This window comes from Variovorax brevis, from assembly GCF_030317105.1.
GTDB classification, from domain to species: domain Bacteria; phylum Pseudomonadota; class Gammaproteobacteria; order Burkholderiales; family Burkholderiaceae_C; genus Variovorax; species Variovorax brevis.
Genome location: NZ_JASZYG010000004.1, coordinates 760,960 through 778,700 on the forward strand (window position 1 = coordinate 760,960; position 17,741 = coordinate 778,700).

At 64.4% G+C, this 17,741-nt stretch carries 15 protein-coding genes and 1 pseudogene; 11 read left to right on the forward strand and 5 right to left on the reverse strand.

Translation table 11 applies throughout. From position 1 onward, the window contains the following. Positions 1–438: 438 nt before the first annotated feature. Positions 439–1,398: a LysR family transcriptional regulator gene (locus QTI66_RS16340; RefSeq protein WP_286560849.1), complete on the reverse strand. Its 960-nt coding sequence runs from the start codon at positions 1,396–1,398 to the stop codon at positions 439–441. A 113-nt stretch (positions 1,399–1,511) separates the two neighbouring features. On the opposite strand from QTI66_RS16340, the gene QTI66_RS16345 reads away from it, so the two are divergent. Both QTI66_RS16345 and QTI66_RS16350 read left to right on the forward strand, forming a co-directional pair. Then, on the forward strand, positions 1,512–2,486 hold the full coding sequence (locus QTI66_RS16345; RefSeq protein ID WP_286560850.1) for a Bug family tripartite tricarboxylate transporter substrate binding protein: 975 nt from the start codon (positions 1,512–1,514) through the stop codon (positions 2,484–2,486). 26 nt (positions 2,487–2,512) lie between these two features. Continuing rightward, positions 2,513–2,935: an SgcJ/EcaC family oxidoreductase gene (locus QTI66_RS16350; RefSeq protein WP_286560851.1), complete on the forward strand. Its 423-nt coding sequence runs from the start codon at positions 2,513–2,515 to the stop codon at positions 2,933–2,935. A 95-nt stretch (positions 2,936–3,030) separates the two neighbouring features. Here QTI66_RS16350 and QTI66_RS16355 read toward each other — a convergent pair whose 3' ends face one another. Beyond that, positions 3,031–3,963, reverse strand: a complete 933-nt coding sequence (locus QTI66_RS16355; protein ID WP_286560852.1) for a LysR family transcriptional regulator — start codon at positions 3,961–3,963, stop codon at positions 3,031–3,033. Between the two features lie 137 nt (positions 3,964–4,100). On the opposite strand from QTI66_RS16355, the gene QTI66_RS16360 reads away from it, so the two are divergent. From QTI66_RS16360 to QTI66_RS16395, 8 genes and pseudogenes are all read left to right on the forward strand, one after another. Then, complete coding sequence (locus QTI66_RS16360) at positions 4,101–5,051, forward strand: hydroxymethylglutaryl-CoA lyase (RefSeq protein WP_286560853.1); 951 nt, start codon at positions 4,101–4,103, stop codon at positions 5,049–5,051. 21 nt (positions 5,052–5,072) lie between these two features. Beyond that, entirely contained in the window at positions 5,073–6,227 is a 1,155-nt protein-coding gene (locus tag QTI66_RS16365) for a CaiB/BaiF CoA transferase family protein (protein WP_286560854.1), read from the forward strand. A 28-nt stretch (positions 6,228–6,255) separates the two neighbouring features. Continuing rightward, a complete protein-coding gene (locus QTI66_RS16370; RefSeq protein WP_286560855.1) occupies positions 6,256–7,242 on the forward strand; it encodes a Bug family tripartite tricarboxylate transporter substrate binding protein in 987 nt (328 codons plus the stop codon). A gap of 29 nt (positions 7,243–7,271) precedes the next feature. Further along, complete coding sequence (locus tag QTI66_RS16375; protein WP_286560856.1) at positions 7,272–7,796, forward strand: gamma carbonic anhydrase family protein; 525 nt, start codon at positions 7,272–7,274, stop codon at positions 7,794–7,796. A gap of 23 nt (positions 7,797–7,819) precedes the next feature. Beyond that, positions 7,820–8,905, forward strand: a complete 1,086-nt coding sequence (hppD, locus tag QTI66_RS16380; RefSeq protein ID WP_286560857.1) for a 4-hydroxyphenylpyruvate dioxygenase — start codon at positions 7,820–7,822, stop codon at positions 8,903–8,905. 136 nt (positions 8,906–9,041) lie between these two features. Further along, positions 9,042–9,251: pseudogene (locus tag QTI66_RS16385) on the forward strand (homogentisate 1,2-dioxygenase); the annotation flags it as partial. 106 nt (positions 9,252–9,357) lie between these two features. Further along, the gene (fahA, locus tag QTI66_RS16390) at positions 9,358–10,632 is read left to right on the forward strand and encodes a fumarylacetoacetase (RefSeq protein ID WP_286560858.1); all 1,275 of its coding nucleotides are present in this window, start codon (positions 9,358–9,360) and stop codon (positions 10,630–10,632) included. An 80-nt stretch (positions 10,633–10,712) separates the two neighbouring features. Next, positions 10,713–11,777 carry an Ldh family oxidoreductase gene (locus QTI66_RS16395; protein ID WP_286560860.1) on the forward strand — a complete coding sequence of 355 codons (1,065 nt, stop codon included), beginning with the start codon at positions 10,713–10,715 and terminating at the stop codon, positions 11,775–11,777. A 146-nt stretch (positions 11,778–11,923) separates the two neighbouring features. Here QTI66_RS16395 and QTI66_RS16400 read toward each other — a convergent pair whose 3' ends face one another. Further along, positions 11,924–12,937 (reverse strand): aldo/keto reductase, encoded by a 1,014-nt coding sequence (locus tag QTI66_RS16400; RefSeq protein WP_286560861.1) that lies wholly within the window; start codon positions 12,935–12,937, stop codon positions 11,924–11,926. 96 nt (positions 12,938–13,033) lie between these two features. Between QTI66_RS16400 and QTI66_RS16405 the strand changes: the two genes are divergently transcribed. Further along, a complete protein-coding gene (locus QTI66_RS16405) occupies positions 13,034–13,933 on the forward strand; it encodes a LysR family transcriptional regulator (protein ID WP_286560862.1) in 900 nt (299 codons plus the stop codon). Between the two features lie 118 nt (positions 13,934–14,051). On the opposite strand, the gene QTI66_RS16410 is transcribed toward QTI66_RS16405, so the two are convergent. Together QTI66_RS16410 and QTI66_RS16415 are read right to left on the reverse strand one after the other, a co-directional pair. Further along, positions 14,052–16,124, reverse strand: coding sequence for a PKD domain-containing protein (locus QTI66_RS16410; RefSeq protein WP_286560863.1), 2,073 nt, complete (start codon positions 16,122–16,124; stop codon positions 14,052–14,054). Between the two features lie 95 nt (positions 16,125–16,219). Next, a complete protein-coding gene (locus QTI66_RS16415; RefSeq protein WP_353506197.1) occupies positions 16,220–17,479 on the reverse strand; it encodes an AraC family transcriptional regulator ligand-binding domain-containing protein in 1,260 nt (419 codons plus the stop codon). Between the last annotated feature and the right edge of the window lie 262 nt (positions 17,480–17,741).

The following is a 17,741-nucleotide window of genomic DNA, read 5'->3' on the forward strand; positions in this document are numbered from 1 at the left end:
TCGCCGTCGTCGAGAGCTTTGGACCACCGGGATGGCCGGAGCCGGTGTCACAGCGTGAGTTTGCCGGGCCGACGGAAAGGACGGCATACGCTGCAAAGGCGCCCTCGCCCCTGAAAGCATCGATAAGCCGGAGTTGCCCTGTCCAATTCAGGACGTTGCTTCGGCCAAGAGGCCAGCAATCAGCAGTCATGCCCGCGAGGCGCGTCTCGATGCTCGGCAGATGTCGGCAAGCTCGTGTTCCGTTGCAGACCAGGGTTTGGTTGAATGTGCCGCGCGCATCGTCGCGCACGCTGCATTCCGCCTTGTCGCTCGCGCCTGGCCTCACAAAGTAAAAGACCAGAAAGGATTGGTGCCGAACGAGTGAGCGCCGAAGGCGCCGGTCTGGCCCGCTCGCATTCGATTGCCAGCGGACGCCCTCGCTCAAACTGTCACTCAGCGCTATGCGTTGGCGCCAACATCGGACACGCCCAGCGAAAGCGACTTGGCCGTCAGCCTTGCGGCTTCCATGAACAGGCGGGCAACAGGACTCAGCGTCCGGTTCTTCAGCGTCAGCATGCCAATCGAACGTCGGAGTCCCGGAACGTCAACGTTCAAGGTCTTGATTGGCAAGTGCCGGGCGAGGCGGGATGCTTCGCGCGGGAGGATTGCGACGTAGTGGCCGCTGGCCAGTAGCTGATGGCACAAGGGCATCGAAAAGGTCGACACCTGTGCGACGGGCGGCACGAGCCCGCGCGCCGCGAATGCCTCGTCGACATAGCGGCGCCCCGGACTGTCCGGCGGCGGAAGCACCCAGAGTGCATCTTGTAAATCCTCCAGCCGCAGCTTGCGCCGGCGAGCCCACGGGCTCTGGCTGCCCGCCACGATGACGTGCCGGTCCTCGAACAGGGGCTCGGCTTCGATGTCGGGCGGCAGTTCTGCTGGAATTGCGCTCATCGCAAGCTCGATGTTGCGCTGTGGCAGGTCCACGGCCGTCAGCGAAATCGGGTCCGCGGTCGTCACATGAAACTGCATGCGGGGATGCTGCAGCCCCAATCGCTCGATCACCAACGGGACCAGTCCGATCGCGCCGAACTCCGTGCAGCCGATGTGCAGGTGGCCTGACGCCGGATCGCCGAGAAACTCGATCGCCTTCACGCCTTGCTGCAATTCGTCGAACACTGCGCGGCCGCAATGGATCATTGCGCGACCATAGTCCGTGGGCACAACGCCCTGGCCAGTCCTGTCGAAAAGACGTGCGCCGAGCGTCGACTCCAACTCGGCGATGGCCTTCGAGATGACAGGCTGGGAGATCGACAGCGCCGTCGCGGCGCGTCCCATCGAGCCTGCCTGCGCCAGCGTCAGCAGGATGTGAAGGTCCCGCAGCTTGACGCGGCGGCCAATACGGTCGATCCAGTCCATGCGGGCCCCATTCATCAACGGCTATGCCAGCATCGCAAACAAGAACTGGCTGGCTATCGGTGCGCCCACTATCCTCTGCGCATGGCTTGTCTGCAAGCCGTGGAGTTGTCGCCATGAATCTCAAGCGTCTGAAGCGGTTGGTGTGCACGGCGCTCCTGTGCGCGATATGCCAAGGCATTGCCGGAGCGGCAAGCTGGCCCGACAAGCCGGTCAAGCTGATCGTGCAAGGCGCTGCCGGAAGCGGCCCCGACGTGCTGGCCCGCACCGTGGCGTCGCACCTGGAGCAGCGCTGGAAGCAGGCCGTCTTTGTCGTGAACCAGCCGGGTGGCGGCGGGTTGATAGCGGCGCAAGCGGCAGCCGGTGCCGAACCCGACGGCTATACGCTGTACGTTCCCACCATCACCACCTACGTCATCCTGCCGGAGATGCACGACAAGCTGCCCTTGGACCTGGAGCGCGATTTCACGCCCATCGGCCTGGTGGCCCAGACACCCATGATGATTGCGGTGGCGCCATCGCTTGGGGTCGCATCGCTGTCGGATCTGGTGGCGTTGGCGCGCAGCCGTCCGGACGGGCTTTTTTACGCGGCGAACAATCGCGGCTCGCTCCCTCATCTGGCGGCCGAGATGTGGCGCGACAAGGCCGGTGCGCCAATGACCTTCGTTCCCTATGCGGGCTTCGCCGCCGGCCTTCAGGACTTGTTGGGCGGGCGCGTGTCGATGATCGTCGAAAGCGCTGGCGCCATGGCCGCAGCGGTGCAGGCTGGCAGCGTGAAGGCGCTGGCGGTTGCCTCGGCCAACCGGCTGCCAGCCTTTCCCGACGTGCCGACCGTGGCCGAGACCATTCCAGGTTTCACTGCGGTCGCGTGGATTGCACTGGTGGCACCGGGCGCCACACCGCCTCAACTGATTCAAAGAATCAGCGACGACCTGAGCGTGGCGTTGGCCCAACCGGCGCTGCTGCGCAGTTTCGAGACCCTGGGCGCGGTCGCGCGACCCATGTCGCCGGTTCAGGCACAGGCGTTCATCCGTGCCGAGCAGCAGTCGTGGCAACCGGTGGTGCGCCGCATCGGCCTGAAGACACAGTGACTACCCGCGCGAGGAGAAGAAGCACCATGGACGCCAACGACGAGCAAGCCATCCGCGAGTTGGTCAGGCAATGGGAACTGGCGTGGAACGCCGGCGACATGTCGGCGGCGGCAAGACTGTTTTTCGAAGACGCGGATTTCGTGAACGTGCGCGGCAGCCACTGGCACGGACGTGCGCAAATCGAGGCCGAACACGTCCAGCGCCACCTCCGGCAACTGAAGGGCAGCGTGTTCGCGCCGATGGAAGTCGGCGTGCAGCACATCAGCGGCGACGCCGCCCTGGCTCACGTTCGATGGCACCTGCACAACGACCATGAGCTGGACGGCACGCCGCGCCAACCGCGGCAAGGCGTGTTCTCGTGGCTGGTGCTGCGTGAAGCGCCGGGCCGCTGGTGCATCCGCTCCGCGCACAACACGAACATCACTGCAGACAACCAGGCCATGTCATGACCACTATCAACCGGCGAACATTGGCAAAAGTCTGAGGGATCGCCAATCCTGAAACGAAGCCCGCAGATGATGTCTCCCCGTGCATTTGTGTGATCTCATGCTGCGCTGGCCTTGCCAAGCGTTCGCTGCGCATTTGAAAGACCTTCAAGATGGACTACCAGCAATCGGGCCGCCGGTGACAGCCTCTTCTCGTCCTGGAAGCAGAGCGCGAACCTTCGCTGTGCCCACTTGTCCGAGAGTGGCAGCACCTTGATTCCGAAACTTCCCGCGACTGGAAGTGCCACTTCGCTCGGTACCACGGCAATGCCGAGGTTCGCGCGAACACATCGCAGCGACGCATCAAATGTGCTGACCACCGCGCGATAGTTGATGGGCTTGCCGATGATCGCGGCAGCACGTCCCAGCATGGTGTGGACCGCTGTCGAAGCGGGCAGTCCGACGTGGTCGAACTCCAGCGTCTGCTCGAAGGCGCAGCGCTTCAAGCGGGCAATTGGATGCTTCGGATGGGCAATGATGGCCAGGTTGTCGCTTCGGTAGGGGCGCGTCTCGAATCCATCGAGATCGGCGGCGTCCCAACAGACGCCCAGCGGTGCAATGCCCTCCCACAGTCCTCGAACAAGATCGCGGCTCTGGGCTTCTTCGATGTCGATACGGATGTCGCGATGCGCCGGCTGCTGCAAGAAGTCGGCGATGTCGTCCGGCAGGAATTCGGCAATGGACGATACCGTGGCGAGCACCCTCACTTGTCCCTTGATGCCGGTGCCATAGGCGGCCATGTCGCGCGCCACGCGGTCCGCGCTGGCCAGCATGGCGCGTGCGTGTTCGAGCAGGATCTCTCCCGCCGGGGTGGGAACGACGCCGCGGCGATGCCGCTCGATGAGCTTGTTGCCGACCGTCTCCTCGAGGAGCAGAAGGCGCTTGCTGATCGCCGACGCCACGATGTTGTGGAGCTCGGCTACGCGCGCAATGTTGCGTAGCTCGCAGACGCTCACGTACATCCGCAAGGTGGTCAGGTCGAGGTCGCGCATGGAGGTCTCCGCAGGGATTTAGCCGTTCCCGTTTGGAACGTTGAGCGTTCCAATTTACCGCTTTTGAAAACGGATGGGAATCTCTACAGTCAATGTCCATGGCGTCGCACACCGCGGCGACCAACAGGAGACAACCCATGACCCCTTCGAGCGCCCACTTGCCGCGCACCGCCGTGATCCGCGAAGTCGGCTTGCGTGATGGCCTGCAGAGCATTGCCACCATCCTGCCGACCGAGCAAAAACGCGAATGGATCCGCGCCGCCCATGCCGCCGGCCAGCGCGAAATCGAAGTGGGCTCCTTCGTGCCGGCGCGGCTCCTGCCGCAACTGGCGGATACGGCGGAACTGGTCGCCTTTGCCAAGACCCTGCCCGAACTCTTCGTCTCGGTGCTGGTGCCCAACCTGCGCGGCGCGCAAAGCGCGATCGACGCTGGCGCAGACCTGATGATCGTGCCGCTATCGGCCAGCCACACCCACAGTCTGGCCAACCTGCGCAAGACCCCCGACGACGTGGTGGCCGAAGTCGCCAGGATCCGCGCTGCACGCGATGCCGAAGGCTCGAAGACGCTCATCGAGGGTGGCGTCGGCACCGCCTTCGGTTGCACGCTGCAAGGCCATGTCGAAAAGAGCGAAGTGCTGCGCCTGATGCAAGCGTTGCTCGACGCCGGCGCCGATCGCGTCAGCATGGCGGACACCGTCGGCTACGCCGATCCGGGCATGGTGCGCGACCTGTTCGAAGAGGCCATCCGGATCGCCGGCGATCGCTTCTGGTGCGGCCACTTCCACGACACGCGCGGCCTCGGCCTGGCCAACGTCTACGCGGCGCTGGAAGTCGGCGTGAACCGCTTCGACGCCTGCCTGGCCGGCATCGGCGGCTGCCCGCACGCCCCGGGCGCAAGCGGCAACGTGTCGACCGAAGACCTGGCCTACATGCTCGGCAGCATGGGCATCGCGACCGGCGTCGACATCGCGCAACTGTTGGCCTTGCGAAAGCAAGTCGCCGAGTGGCTGCAGGGCGAAACGCTGCACGGCTCGCTCTGGCAAGCCGGCCTGCCCAAGACCTTCGGCCAATCCCTCGCCACCGCCTGAAATCGAACAGAGACAAGCTTCATGACAACCACCACTGCTCCCCTGCCCCTCGCCGGCGTCCGCGTCCTCGAGTTCACCCACATGGTCATGGGCCCGACCTGCGGCATGATCCTGGCCGACCTCGGCGCCGAAGTCATCAAGGTCGAGCCTCCGGGTGGCGACAAGACACGCAAGCTGCCGGGGCTGGGCATCGGCTTCTTCCGTTCCTTCAATCGCAACAAGAAGAGCGTCGTGATCGACATCGGCACCGAGGAAGGCCGAGCGACCGCCGCTGAACTGGCCGGCGAATGCGACGTGGTGCTCGAGAACTTCCGCCCCGGCCTGATGGAAAGTTTCGGCCTGGACTACGAGACGCTGTCGAAGAAGTTCCCGCGCCTGATCTACGTCACGCACAAGGGCTTCCTGCCCGGCCCCTACGAGAAGCGTCTGGCCCTCGATGAAGTCGTCCAGATGATGGGCGGCCTGTCGTACATGACGGGCCCGGTCGGCCGCCCCTTGCGCGCCGGCACCTCGGTCAACGACATCATGGGCGGCATGTTCGGCGCCATCGGCGTGCTGGCCGCACTGCGCGAGCGGGAGCTGACTGGCAAAGGCCAGGAGGTGCAAAGCGCGCTGTTCGAAAACTGCGTGTTCCTCAGCTCGCAGCACATGCAGCAGTTCCAGATGACCGGCGAGCCGCCGCCGCCCATGCCCTCTCGCGTGTCGGCCTGGAGCGTCTACGACGTGTTCACGCTGGCCGAAGGGCAGCAGCTCTTCATCGGCGCGGTGAGCGACAAGCAGTTCGTCACGCTGTGCAAGGTGCTCGGGCGCACCGATCTGCTGGGCGTTCCCGGCTTTGCAGACAACGCCTCACGCGTGGCGGTGCGGCCCCAACTGCTCGCCACGCTTGGCGAGATCCTGGTGAATCACCGCATCGAGGAACTCTCGCCCAAGCTGGAGGCCGCGGGCATTCCGTACGCGCCCATCATGCGGCCCGAACAGCTTGTGGAGGACCCGCACCTCAAGGCAAGCGGCGGCCTCGTTCCCATGACGACGGAAGACGGTGGCGTGACCGATGTGGTGTTGCTGCCGCTGATGATGGGCGGTCGCCGCCCCGGTGTTCGCAGCGCCTTGCCCGGCATTGGCGAACACACGGAAGAGATCCTCGCCGGCCTGAAGAGCCGCGTGCCCGCCTGACTACATTTCAAGATCTGGAGACAACACAATGACCTTCGCAATTCAACGCCGCAGCATCGCTGCCCTCCTCGCTTCAGTCGCCTTTTGTGGCATCGCCGCATCCGCGCATGCGGCAGAAAAAGACAAGCCTCTTCGTGTGGTGCTGCCCGTGGGCGCCGGATCGGGCGTGGACACCATCATGCGGGCCACCGCGCCTTCGCTGACGAAGGCGCTGGAGGGCCAGCCGGTCGTGATCGAGAACCTGCCGGGCGCTGGCGGTATCACCGGTGCGTCGGTCATTGCGCGTGCACCGGCCGATGGTCAAACGATCGGCGTCGTCTCCAACAACCATGTGGTGAATCCGAGCGTGTTCAAGAAGATGCCCTTCGACGCGGTCAACGACTTCACCGTGATTTCGGTGGTGGGTGCCACGCCTTTTGTCCTCGTGGTCAATCCCAAGGTCCAGGCCAAGAACGCCAAGGAACTGCAGGCCTTGATCAAGGCCGCCAAGCCCGATACGTACAACTATGCGTCTTCGGGCAACGGCACCATCCTGCATCTGGCCGGCGCGATGTTCATGGATGCGGCCGGTGTCGAAGTTCGCCATGTTCCCTACAAGGGCGTGGGCCCCATGGTGGCCGACATCCTGGGCGGCCAGGTCGAAATGGGCGTGGTCGCGGTGCCTGCGGTGCAGGGCCAACTCAAGAGCGGTGCACTGCGCGCCATCGGCGTCATGGGCAAGTCGCGCGTGGCTTCGCTGCCCGACGTGCCGACGATGGCCGAGCAAGGCTTCAAGGATGTGGACATCTCCGGTTGGTTCGCCGTCGTCGGCCCGGCCAAGTTGCCGCCTGCCGAGGTCAAGCGCCTCTACACGGGCGTCGTCACTGCCTTTGCGACGCCGGAGACCAAGGACGCAATGGCCAAGCAGGAAAACGTCATCAACCCGATGACGCCCGAGGCTTCGCAGCAGTTCTTCAAGACCGAGCAAGACCGCTATGCCCGTTTGGTCAAGAAGGCCAACGTTACCGTCGAATAAACAGCCCGCACGCAAGAAGGACCACGACCATGGCGCTCTATCGAATCGGCGGGCACGCGCCGCAAGTCCCGGCCTCGGCCTTCGTGGCGCCTGAAGCCACCCTGGTTGGCCAGGTCAGGCTGGGCGAACGGGCCAGCGTCTGGTTCGGGGCCGTGGTCCGCGGCGACAACGAGCCGATCCACATCGGCGAAGCGAGCAACATCCAGGAAGGCGCCGTGCTGCATGCCGATCCGGGTTTTCCGCTGCGCATCGAAGCCAACGTCACCGTCGGGCACCAGGCGATGCTGCACGGCTGCACCATCGGCGAAGGATCGCTCGTGGGCATCCAGGCCGTCGTGATGAACGGCGCGGTCATCGGCAAGCAAAGCATCGTCGGCGCAGGCGCCATCGTGACGGAGAAGAAAGTCTTTCCCGAGCGCTCGTTGATCCTTGGCGCGCCTGCCAAGGTCGTGCGGCAACTGACGGCCGACGACGCCGCCCGCCTGCTGGAAAGCGCTGCCGACTATGCAAAGCGCGCCGCCGAGTACACCGGCACCCTCGCGCGCATCGACTGATACCCCCAAGACCGGAGATCCGCATGACTGACTTGTTCGACAACCCCATGGGCCTGCAAGGCTTCGAGTTCATTGAATTCGCTTCGCCCGTTGCCAACACGCTGGAGCCCTTTTTCGAGAAGCTCGGCTTCACGCTGGTTGCCAAGCACCGCTCCAAGGACGTGGTTCTCTACCGCCAGGGCGACATCAACTTCATCGTGAACCGCGAGCCGAACAGCCCCGCCGCGTACTTTGCCGCCGAGCATGGCCCTGCGGCCTGCGGCATGGCGTTCCGCGTGAAGGACTCGCACAAGGCTTACGCCCGTGCGCTGGAACTCGGTGCGCAGCCCATCGAGATCGCGACCGGCCCGATGGAACTTCGCCTGCCGGCCATCAAGGGCATCGGCGGTGCGCCGCTGTACCTCATCGACCGCTTTGAGGACGGCAAGTCCATCTACGACATCGACTTCGAATTCGTGGAAGGCGTGGACCGTCATCCGCCCGGCAATGGCTTGAAAGTCATCGACCACCTGACGCACAACGTCTACCGCGGCCGCATGACCTTCTGGGCCAACTTCTACGAGAAGCTCTTCAACTTCCGCGAGATCCGCTACTTCGACATCCAGGGTGAATACACCGGGCTCACGTCGAAGGCGCTCACGGCGCCGGACGGCAAGATCCGCATTCCGCTCAATGAAGAATCGTCCAAGGGGTCGGGCCAGATCGAAGAGTTCCTGATGAAGTTCAATGGCGAAGGCATCCAGCACATCGCCTTGCTGAGCGACAACCTCCTCGAGACCATCGACCAACTCGGCTTGGCCGGCATTCCGCTGCTGACCGCCCCGAACGACATCTACTACGAGATGCTGGAAACGCGCTTGCCGGGCCATGGCGAGTCGGTGTCGGACCTGCAGGCTCGCGGCATCCTGCTCGACGGCACGACCGAAGGCGGACAACCCCGACTGTTGTTGCAGATCTTCTCGGAGACTGTCTTCGGCGGTCCGGTGTTCTTCGAGTTCATCCAGCGCAAGGGCGACTACAGCGACGGCTTCGGCGAGGGCAACTTCAAGGCGCTGTTCCAGTCGATCGAGCGCGATCAGGTGCGCCGCGGGGTTCTCCAGACCACATGACACCCCTGCCTGCGAAGCAACGGGCACCGTGCCTTCCAGCACCCGGCCCGGGGCAGCAGGCGCGCTTGACGTCCGCTCTCTGCCCGGTCGGGCCGCGAACCCACGGACTCTCCACCGAACCAACCTCGCACTGATCATGACCCGCTACCAGTCCGGCTTCAACAACGAGTTCGCGACGGAAGCGCTGGAAGGCGCCTTGCCGATCGGCCGCAACTCGCCCCAACGTTGCCCCTACGGTCTCTACGCGGAGCAATTGGGCGGCACCGCATTCACCGCCTTGCGTGCGGACAACCGTCGCTCATGGCTCTACCGCATTCGCCCGTCCGCCATGCACACGCCCTTCGAGCATCGACGACGGGCGCATCGCGAGCGACTTCGGCGCTGCTGGCAAGGCCTGCAGAAGCATTTCGACCCTTCGAAGCCTTGACAGGCATCCAGCCAGAAAGCCCACCATGACAACATCCATCGACGGCACGCACGATGCCGCATTGACCAGCTGGCTCGAATCCGCCAACGACCCTGCCACTGATTTCCCGATACAGAACCTGCCGTTCGGTCGCTACCGGAGCGAGGAGGATGGCGCCTTGAGCATCGGCGTGGCCATTGGTGACCAGGTGCTGGACTTGCGCCGCGCCGGCGTCGTGCAGAACGCGCAGATCAACCAGTTGATGCGCCTGCCGCGTGACGCGCGCCAGGCAATCCGCCAGGCGATCTCCGGGGGATTGCGACGTGGAAGCCCGCAAGAGCAGCAATTTCGTGCGGCCCTGATCGCGCAAGCCGATGTACAGATGGGCCTGCCCTGCGAAATCGGGGACTACACCGACTTCTACACGAGCGTCCACCACGCCACCACGGTGGGCAAGCAGTTCCGTCCGGACAATCCGCTGCTGCCGAACTACAAGTGGGTGCCGATCGGCTATCACGGCCGCGCATCGTCGATCTGTGTCAGCGGCAACAGCTTCGCGCGGCCGGTTGGTCAGACGAAGGCGCCCAATTCCGACATCCCCGCATTCGGTCCTTGCGCCCGCCTGGACTACGAACTCGAGATCGGCGTCTTCATCTCGCGCCCCAACACCCTGGGTGAACGCATTCCGATGGCCAGCGCCGAAGACCACGTCTTCGGCATCGCGCTCTTCAACGACTGGAGTGCGCGCGACATCCAGGGTTGGGAATACCAGCCGCTTGGGCCGTTCCTGTCGAAGAACTTTGCAAGCACGCTGTCGCCCTGGATGGTGACGCTGGAGGCGCTTGCGCCCTACCGCAAGGCATTCACCCGGCCCGAAGGCGACCCGCAACCCCTGCCCTACCTCGACTCGCCTGCGAATCGCGCCATGGGCGCCATCGACATCGAACTGGAGGTCTGGCTCCAGACGCCCGCGATGCAGAAAGCCGGCTCGCCTGGCGAGCGTCTGATGCGTTCGAACTATGCCGACGCCTACTGGACCGTGGCGCAGATGGTGGCGCATCACACGGTCAATGGCTGCAATCTGCGCGCGGGCGACTTGTTCGGCTCGGGCACCTTGTCCGGGCCAGAGGCAGGGCAAGGCGGCTCGCTGCTGGAACTCAGCGATGGCGGCAAGCGGCCGGTCGAGTTGGCCAACGGTGAAACGAGAACCTTCCTGGAAGACGGCGACACAGTGATCCTGCGCGCTTACTGCCAGCGCGAAGGCTTCCGTCGCATCGGTTTCGGTGAGTGCCGCGGCACCGTCCTTCCGGCCCGCGATTGAACAAGACTGGAGCACGACATGTTGAAAGGCAAGTCGGCACCCATCACCGGCTCGACAGAGGCATGGGCGCGGGCACCTCAATGAATCTGCTCGCCTCCCCTGCAAGATTCGATCACGCAGAGCTTCTGGCATGGACGATCGGCGTTCTGGACCATGAAGGCGTGGCCGGCGATGCGGCGCACACTGCGGCAAACGTGCTCGTTCGCACCAGCCTCCGCGGCATCGATACCCACGGTCTTTCGCGACTGCCGGCTTACGTGGAGAAACTGATGTCCGGCGAAGTCAACGCCCGACCTGCAATTGGCCTTGAGACGCGCGACGGCATGATGCATTGCCACGGCGATGGCGGCCTCGGCCAAGTGGTGATTCCCTTCGCTCTCGAGCGCACGATGCATGCGGCACGGACCTCCGCGCTGGTGGCGTGCCGCATCGATTCGACGGGCCACCTCGGCGCACTGGGGACCTTGGTCCTGCCGGCCGCAGAGCAAGGCTTCCTTGCCATCCTCTGCCAGCGAACACCGCCCATCATGGCCTTGCCCGGGTCGATCGGGCCTGCGATCGGCAACAATCCCATCGCGTTCGCATGTCCCCTTGCAGGCCACCCACCGCTGGTATTCGACATGGCGCACAGCGTCGTTGCGCGAGGCCACGTCATGCAGGCGTCACGCGAAGGACGGGGTGCGATTCCTGGCGATTGGGCGCTCGGTCCTGATGGCGCGCCGACCAGTGATCCGGCCTTGGCCATGCAGGGTGCGATGCAACCCATTGCAGGCCACAAAGGCATGGGCCTCGCCATGCTGGTGGAGTGCCTGGCCGGCAGTTTGAACGGCGTGATGCCGCCTGAGGGCTCGCCAGGGGGACAGGGCAAGGGTTCCGCATCCAACGCAAGTGCATTCCTCGTGGTCATCAATCCGGCGCTCGCCATCGGAGAGCAGGCGTTCAACCAAAGCGTCAGCGCATGGCTGCATACCTTCCTGAAAGCGTCGGGGCCAAATGCGCGCTACCCCGGTCAGCGGCAGGGGGCAAGCGAAGAGCTTCGTCGCCGGGAAGGAATACCTGTGCCCGACGGCCTGCTCGCAGAGTTGCAAGCCACGGGAAGGCTGGCTCGACATCCTTTCGACCTTGCGAAGATGCAGGCAGGCTGACTTGACGCTTCGAACTGCATCCGGACGCATGGCATGCGTTCGGGCCGCGACCTGAAAAAAGCCGCAAGCGCCGCCAATCGTCTGACCGCCAGCCGCGCAGGCGCCGATGCCGTTCGCCGTGTCCTGAGGAGTGGCGCGTACGGGGGTCAGATCCCGTGGGGCAGCGGCGCGTCCGTTTGCACGAGACCGGCCTGTCGCAGCTCGCGCCAGAAGTCCGCTGGCACCACCGCTTCAAGCGCGGCGCGGTCCTCCGCGATGCGACCCGGCCTGCTGGCCCCGGGGATGACTGCGGCCACTGCGGGATGCGCCAGGGCGAACTGCAGCCCTGCAGCCTTCATCGTCACGTCGTGACGATCCGCGATCGCCTTGATGGCCTGGACCCTGGTCAGGATCTCTTGCGTGGCTGGCGCGTATTCGAAGTTCGGTCCGCCGACCAGCGCGCCGGAGCTGTAGGGGCCGCCGACGACGATGCCAAGGCCGCGAGCCGCCACTTGCGGCATCACGCGCTGCAGCGCCCGCGAGTGGTCGAGCAGCGTGTAGCGGCCCGCGAGCAGGAAGCCATCCGGACGAGGTCCTTCAAGACCCAGCAGCAGCTCGATCGGCTCCACCCGGTTCACGCCCAGGCCCCAGGCACGGATCACGCCTTCGTCGCGCAACCGGTCCAGCGCCTTGAAAGCGCCCTTGCGCGCCGTCTCGAACACGCCGAGCCACTCGTCACCGTAGAAATCCTGGGCGACATCGTGCACCCAGGCGATGTCGATGCGATCCGTCTTCAGGCGCTTCAGGCTGTCTTCGATCGAGCGCAGGGTCGCGTCTTCCGAGTAGTCGTTCACGATCTGGTTGGCGCGGCCATGCCTGAATACATCGCCCTTCTCGCCGAGGTCGCGCGCGGTGACGTCTTCCACCTCGTCGAGGATCAGACGACCGACTTTGGTGCTGATGACGAACTCGTCACGATCGCGCACCGCCAGTGCCTCACCCAGGCGGGCTTCCGCCAGGCCCGCGCCGTAGAACGGCGCGGTGTCGAAGAAGCGGATGCCGTCATTCCACGAGGCGTCCACGGTGGCCCGTGCTTCCTCCTCGGGAATCGCGCGAAACATGTTGCCCAAGGGGGCTGTACCGAATCCCAGCTTGCCGGGAAGAAGGCTCTTCAATTTCATGGTGATCTCCTGTGAATGGCGCAATGATGGGCACCCGCAAGAAATTGATCCAATGTATTTCCTCCATTCCAGATTTATCCATCACAATATTTCTGGATGCGATACGACCTGAACCTGTTGCCCATCTTCGTGGCCCTGCTGGAAGAGCGCAGCGTGACCCGCGCGGCGGATCGCCTGGGCATGACCCAATCGGCGATGTCCAACGCGTTGACGCGCCTGCGCACCATGCTGCAGGACCCCCTGTTCATCCGGGAGCGCTATGGCATGCGGCCCACGCCGAAGGCTGAAGCGCTGGCACCGGCGCTGACATCGGCACTGGCTGCGCTGGACACGGTGGTGCTCGGCCAGCAGGCCTTCGACCCGTCCCGCGCCGATCAACTGGTCACGATCGCGCCGAACAGCTATGTGGAATTCGTGTTCGTGCCCGCCCTGACGGCGCGGCTGCGCGAGCTCGCTCCGGGCATTCGCCTGCGCACATTGCCCTTCGGCGCCGACATTGCTGCAACGGGGGTCGTTTCCGGAACGACGGCGATGGCGCTCGGCCGCATCACCGACGCGCCTGACAACCTGGTCGTGCAACACATTGCGGATGACGGCCTGGCCTGCGTGGTGCGTGCCGACCATCCAAAGGTCGGCACGAAGATCACCAAGGCGCAATACGAGCGGATGAAGCACGTGAACCTGCTGCCGGCGGGCGGACGCCTGCGCGCGGGGCTGTTCCAGGCGCTGGAGCGGGGAGGGCTCAAGAGGGACGTCGCGGTGACAGTCACCCACTTCATGTCGATCCCCGAAATCGTGGCCGCCACGGACTACTGTGCGACGCTGCCGAAGTTGATTTGCCGGCGTCTGGCCAGCGATTCGAGGTTGAAGGTGCTGCCGGCGCCGGTCGATCTGGGCACTTTTCCGATGCAGATGGCCTGGCACGTGCGCTATCGCCACGACCCCGCGCATGTCTGGCTGCGCAACCTGGTTGCGGACGTGGCTGCGTCCCTGTGAGCGAACCTTGTCAAGGTCACTGAACGGGCCAATTGCGGTCATCCCAATTTGTGATGTTGCGGCCGCTGGACGCACGTCTCCTGCGCGTTCGTGCCAGCGCCGCGACAGACCGCTCTCGCTATGGCACAGGGCTCTGAGAGGTCGCCGAATTGCCGGCCCCGTCCCATGCAGTGACCTGGACGATGCCGGTGCGTGGAGGCCTCTTGCACGCAACGATCAGTCCCTCCACCTTCTCTCCATCCGGGCAAGTCCAGCGAGCGGCCAGCAGGCGGCCTTGGCCACCCTCGGGAGCGAGGCTCAGTTGGGCCTTGCTGGCATCCATCTCCGAGATAACCGCGTTGATCGCTACGGAGAAAGGCTGGTGGATCGTCAAAGTCTGGCTCCAGGAGCGGGAGCCGCCGGTGTTGATGTCCGTGACCTTTGCAGTGACCTTGTATGACCCGGGTGTCGTGAAGTTGTGAGCGAGTCGATCCGAGCTGTTCGAGGTAACGGCCCCGGAGCTGTCCCCAAAGTCCCAATCGATCATGCTCAGCACATGGGCAGGCTTCTTGTAGTTGCTCTGGGGTTGCGACGTCGAGCCATAGAAGCTGATGCTGGCCGGTGTCGTCGCGATCCGGGTCGAGTAAAACTGAATCCCCGGCAGGTCGACCATGGAACTGTCGTAGAAGGCCTTCACCACATCCTTGGCTGGCTTGACCTTGAAGCCGAGCGCGGCCGCGTTGGCATGGGCGCCATCTGCGGTGATCTGGGCCAGGTCGGGACCGACGTTGTATCTCTCAAAGTCGCTCGAGGTGAACTGCAGCGAGGTGTAGTCGCTGGGCGACCAGTAGTAGCCAAGGAAGTCGCCCGCCAGTCCGACGACATTGACGGATTGCGCGTCAAGCACCTCGTCGCGTACCGTTTCGTTGACCTCGGGGAAGGCCTCGCCAGGGTTGCTGATGTAGAGAAGCGGACCGATCCGCAGCGCAGTCGTGTAGGTCCCGAGCGATGTGGATCCGCTGCCGCTGACAGCGCAATTGCCGTTACACCAAGGCGCCACCAGTGCGCGCGGAACCGAGCAGGTGCCGCCAAGTGCCGCATTGCAATTGGGTCCGCCCAGGCCAGCTGACGGGGCGTTGTACTTCATCAGGCTGAGCAGGCCCTGGTTGCCGGCGGAGCTACCTACGGTGATGCTGGTGGACAACGTCTCCGAGCTTCCGATCGTGTCGGTCTTCAAGGGGGCGGCCTGCGCCATAGCCAGGTGCAAAGCATTGAGGAGGTACTCTCCCTGATAACTCACCTCGGCATAGTCGGGGTTCTTGCCGGGCGGTTCCTGGCGGCCAAGGGTTCCCGAGCCGACGACACTGGTGCCACCGATGGTGTCGTCCATCTGCTTGCGGACATAGCCAGGCACATCGGCGGAGAAACCCTGTGTGATCGCCCCGTTGAAGGGTCGGAACTGGTCCGGGTGAGTCGGAATGCTGACATAGAGCGCGTTGGTGGCACCTGTCTTCGGATCGCGCGCCCAGAGGACGGGCATCCTGGCATCCACTGCGAAGCCGTCCACATGGTTCGTGCCCCCGCCGTTCTGCCAGACCATTGCATCGATGTTGCCGTTCGCGGTCCAGAGTTCCGATGTCTTGAGGTTGGAAGCGGCGAGGTCCACGGCCTGTACCACCGCATCGTGAACCTTCTTGAGGTAGTCCCGATTCGGGGTGCCCATAAGGCCCCAGATGCCCACCAGGGTCGGCGTCGCGTGCGAGTGAGTCGTCGAGACCATCACCGCCGAGCGGTCGACCTTGAAACCGCGATCGGCCAGCTTCTGCGCGGCGTCCACGCGCGCGCCGAACTGCCCGAGCCCGGCATCGGCGTCCTGGTACTCGCCGAACCACCCGGTGCTGTCCACGACCGCGAAGGCCACTGCCTTGTCGCCCTTGGCCACCACGAAGGCGCGCACCTCGAGCGGGTCGTTGCTGACCTGAATCGCCGGCTTGCTCTTGTCGGAGTAGCCGCCGACGTTCACCGGCGTGTCGGGCGCGATGCTGACCGTCGCCGCGCCGACCTCAAACAAGGCATTGGGAGGCTCAGTGGGCGCCGCCGGCCCGGAGGGTGAGTTCGGCGCGGCAGGGGAAGTTGGTGTTTCGCTCGATTGCGATGCGGAAGGGGGAGCGGAATTGCCCCCACCACAGCCGGCGAGCAGTGCCAGCACCATGCAGCCTATCCAGGCGGCCTTTCTTCTCATCGTTTCGTCTCCAGAGATCGTTCGTAAAGCGCGGTCATGCTGTTGATCGACCGCTCCCGGGAACTTTAGGGGCGACGCCTTCGGCGCCCCATGACATCCGGTGCCAGCATCTTTGCTTTTGGTGACAAGCCGGGGCTTGGTTGTGCGAATGTTGCAAGTCCGGCGTCGACCCAGAGCTGCAAGTCGCGGGGACTGATGCCGAACCAGCGTTGCACCGCCCGGCTGAGGACGGCCCCATCGGCGTAGCCGAGGTCTTCGGCGATCTCGCCCAAGGTGAGCGGGCGCGCATCTCGGGTCGGCGGCCGGTCTGCCATCCGGCGCAGCAGTCGCTGCTTGCGGCTGGCGTCGACCAGTGCGCTGAAACTGGATCCCTCCTGAATCAGGCGGCGCATGACTGTCCGGCGCGAAACGCCCAGATGCTTGGCGATCTCGTCCAATTTGTAGTTGGATGGTGGACCGGTCCGAAAGAGTTGCTCGATGCGTGAGCTGAGGGACGCTGACCAGCCTTGCTCTCGTTCGGCTTCTTCACAGGCTCGCCACGCGCGCTCATGGTCCGGTCCCGAGGCCGCGGGCAGTGCCACTGCGACCAGAGAATCGGGAAACGACATGAATGGCCAGCCCGCGCATTTCGCGACGGAGATGCCCTGTTCGGCCCAGGCGCCCGTAGCGCGTGACATCGAGTCCGGCAGATGAAGCTTCATGGCCTGACAGGAACCGCCACACAAGTCCTGAATGGACTTGCACAGCATGGCCAACAGGAATTCCAGGGTGAAGCCCTCGACGTCGCCCAACGATACTCGGGGACGTACGTGCAACTCGATATGCTGGCCACGCTCGCGCAAGCGAAGATTCAACACAGCCAGTCGAAGCGGCCCGAAACGTGTCAATCCCTCCAGCGCTTGGCGCAGGTCGAGCGAGCTCGCCATCAGGTAAGCCAAGGGGCCATGCGAAAGCAGCGGCACCCGCCGGCCCAGTCGCATGGCCAAGCCCGGACGCGGTGCCACCCGTTCGAGACTCAACATGACGCCACGCCAGGCTGCCAGCGAAACCGGGACATCACTTCGGGCCAGTTGGGCCTCGTCGAGACCGAATGGGCTCAGACAAACGCCAGCGTCAATGCCTTCTGCAGCCGCCGCGGCGACGAGCAGACGCAAATAGACAGGGTAGACCGGGGGTAGGTCAAGAGCCGGCGAGGTCACCAGCGGGGCTGTCTGGCCTTGGGGGACTGGGCGTTCGGATGCTTCGAGAGACACAAGAGGAAGGGAACTGCGCTCAGCCAGGCGCTGAGCAAGAGGCGATACCTGAAGGGCATCTTGGGCCCTCACAGGATGCCTGGTGCTGGCCTCATTCGCCCCCTCCTTGAAGGAGGGTGTCGATAGGCGAAGTCATGTTGCTTTCAGCGTCAGCGTCGGGTCAATAGCGGCGTCGAGCCGCTGCCTTCTGGCATCTACCGCGGATGGCTGTTCATGGCCGCGAGGCGAACATTGACCACCCGCATGTTGTCCTCCACGTTCGGTGCACCGCGATTCACTGCGCCGTGACGTTGGTGGTCTTCATCATCTTCTCCGTCAACGCAATCTCCGATTC

Coding starts and splice junctions, on each gene's coding strand:
- QTI66_RS16340 (WP_286560849.1), bottom strand. CDS start 1,398: ATGGACTGGATCGACCGTATTGGCCGCCGCGTCAAGCTGCGGGACCTT.
- QTI66_RS16345 (WP_286560850.1), top strand. CDS start 1,512: ATGAATCTCAAGCGTCTGAAGCGGTTGGTGTGCACGGCGCTCCTGTGC.
- QTI66_RS16350 (WP_286560851.1), top strand. CDS start 2,513: ATGGACGCCAACGACGAGCAAGCCATCCGCGAGTTGGTCAGGCAATGG.
- QTI66_RS16355 (WP_286560852.1), bottom strand. CDS start 3,963: ATGCGCGACCTCGACCTGACCACCTTGCGGATGTACGTGAGCGTCTGC.
- QTI66_RS16360 (WP_286560853.1), top strand. CDS start 4,101: ATGACCCCTTCGAGCGCCCACTTGCCGCGCACCGCCGTGATCCGCGAA.
- QTI66_RS16365 (WP_286560854.1), top strand. CDS start 5,073: ATGACAACCACCACTGCTCCCCTGCCCCTCGCCGGCGTCCGCGTCCTC.
- QTI66_RS16370 (WP_286560855.1), top strand. CDS start 6,256: ATGACCTTCGCAATTCAACGCCGCAGCATCGCTGCCCTCCTCGCTTCA.
- QTI66_RS16375 (WP_286560856.1), top strand. CDS start 7,272: ATGGCGCTCTATCGAATCGGCGGGCACGCGCCGCAAGTCCCGGCCTCG.
- hppD (WP_286560857.1), top strand. CDS start 7,820: ATGACTGACTTGTTCGACAACCCCATGGGCCTGCAAGGCTTCGAGTTC.
- fahA (WP_286560858.1), top strand. CDS start 9,358: ATGACAACATCCATCGACGGCACGCACGATGCCGCATTGACCAGCTGG.
- QTI66_RS16395 (WP_286560860.1), top strand. CDS start 10,713: ATGAATCTGCTCGCCTCCCCTGCAAGATTCGATCACGCAGAGCTTCTG.
- QTI66_RS16400 (WP_286560861.1), bottom strand. CDS start 12,937: ATGAAATTGAAGAGCCTTCTTCCCGGCAAGCTGGGATTCGGTACAGCC.
- QTI66_RS16405 (WP_286560862.1), top strand. CDS start 13,034: ATGCGATACGACCTGAACCTGTTGCCCATCTTCGTGGCCCTGCTGGAA.
- QTI66_RS16410 (WP_286560863.1), bottom strand. CDS start 16,124: ATGGTGCTGGCACTGCTCGCCGGCTGTGGTGGGGGCAATTCCGCTCCC.